1 protein-coding gene is annotated in these 1,836 nt (G+C 39.4%); it reads left to right on the top strand.

What is annotated here, in order from left to right; genetic code table 11:
• The first annotated feature begins 145 nt into the window (after positions 1–145).
• On the top strand, positions 146–1,807 hold the full coding sequence (locus H5975_RS07965) for an IS1182 family transposase (protein WP_056968813.1): 1,662 nt from the start codon (positions 146–148) through the stop codon (positions 1,805–1,807).
• The last annotated feature ends 29 nt before the right edge of the window (positions 1,808–1,836 follow it).

Here is a 1,836-nt window from a genome sequence, read left to right as displayed (position 1 = left end):
GAGGCTGGGAAAAAACTCTCAGTCCAAAATGAAAGCCGGACGATGAATCAAATCTTGGTTCATCGTCCGGCTTCTTATGTACACAGGAAATCGTTCCTGATATGATGTAATTACCCCTAAAAACAAACATAAAGGAGCGATTTTCATGTATCAAAATTATATCACGGGACAAACAGAATTCGTACTAAATTATGACTACAATGTGCCAAAAAATCATCTGGTTCGGTTAATTGATACTTTTGTCGATTCCATTCCACAAGAGGTTTTGTTAGAAGAGAACGTGGCCGTCACCGGCCGCCCACTTTCTCACCCTGCACTGATGTTAAAAATTCTGTTGTTTGCGTACTCTCGTCAAACTTATTCTGGCCGGAAAATAGAAACCTTGTTAGAAGAAAACTTACCAATGCGATGGTTAGCCCGTGATCATTCATACAGTTACCATACCATCAATAACTTTCGACGGAGTGAGCACGCCAGGAACTTAATAAAACGTACCTTTGTTTACTTTACTATGGCTCTTACGGACCATGGGCTAATTCAAAATGATGCAGTCTTTATTGATGGCACTAAGGTTGAAGCGGATGCTAATAAGTACTCGTTTACTTGGCGTCGGGCAATAGAAAAGTATCACGCTAAGTTGAGAGAAAAGACGGCTAGTATTTATGATGAGTTAGTAGAAAAGCAAGTCATCAAAGAGATGAAACCAGAAATGATTGAATCTATCGACGGTATGGAATTAATGGCTGAAGAAGTGGAAAAAGAAATCACTAATCTAGACGAAGCCATTAAACAGGAGCCGAAAATAATTAAAGGTGGTTCAGTTAGAAAACGTCGGCGACGTTTTCTAAAGAAGCTTCGTCGTCAACTGAGAGAAGACTTAATTCCACGGGCTAAAAAATATGAACGTGTCGAAGATATTTTTCAAGGACGAAATAGCTTTTCGAAAACAGACCACGACGCAACTTTTATGTGCATGAAAGAAGATCCGATGATGAACCGAGAACTCAAACCCGGATATAATCTTCAGATTGCCACGCATAATCAGTTTGTCCTTGATTATGCTTTATTTTCCAATCCTACTGATACTAGGACTTTAGTGCCATTTCTTAAGCAATTCCATGGCTTGGATTTCTTTACACACGTGGTAGCTGATGCTGGTTACGGTAGTGAATATAATTACACAACACTGCTTGACCAATTCGATAAGCAACCACTCATTCCATACACCACCTATCAAAAAGAGCAGAAGCGTAAGTTCAAAAATGATCCAACAAAACCTCAGAATTGGCAGTACAATGCCGAAGATGACTACTATATTGATCATTTAGGCGTTCGCTTCAGTTTTTATCGCTACAGTAAACGAACTGATAAGTATGGATTTAAGCGCGATCTTAAACTCTATCGTGCCGACACACATCAATCATCAGAAGAGTTAGATCAGTTAGCTAAAACGCCAGGTAAGCGTCAGCGCTACATCCAGGTTAATCCAACTTGGAATTATTACAAAGCAAAAGTCAAAGAGACCCTCTCAAGCGATGAAGGTAAGATGATCTATCGTCGACGCAAGTTCGACGTTGAACCAGTCTTTGGTCGCATGAAGAGGGATTTTGGCGTACGCCGAACTCATTTGCGCGGCCAACGGGCTGTGGAAAATGATGTCGGATTAACCTTAATGGCATTGAACTTAACGAAATTGGGTAAAATGATCAACCAATTAAGACCCTTTTTAGTAAATAACCAAAAATGCGAACTACAATTTTTGATTAAATCAAAAATCATAGTTCGCATTTTCTTAGTTAGAAGCTAGAAAATAATAGTTAATTCCCAGCCTCTTTT

Source organism: Limosilactobacillus coleohominis, assembly GCF_016901675.1.
In the GTDB taxonomy this organism is placed as follows: Bacteria; Bacillota; Bacilli; order Lactobacillales; family Lactobacillaceae; genus Limosilactobacillus; species Limosilactobacillus intestinavium.
The sequence above is the reverse complement of the archived record's forward strand: the minus strand, read 5'-3'. Positions and strand labels throughout refer to the sequence as shown.

Excerpts from the sequence above, each read along its gene's own strand:
- H5975_RS07965 (WP_056968813.1), top strand. The coding sequence starts at position 146 with ATGTATCAAAATTATATCACGGGACAAACAGAATTCGTACTAAATTAT.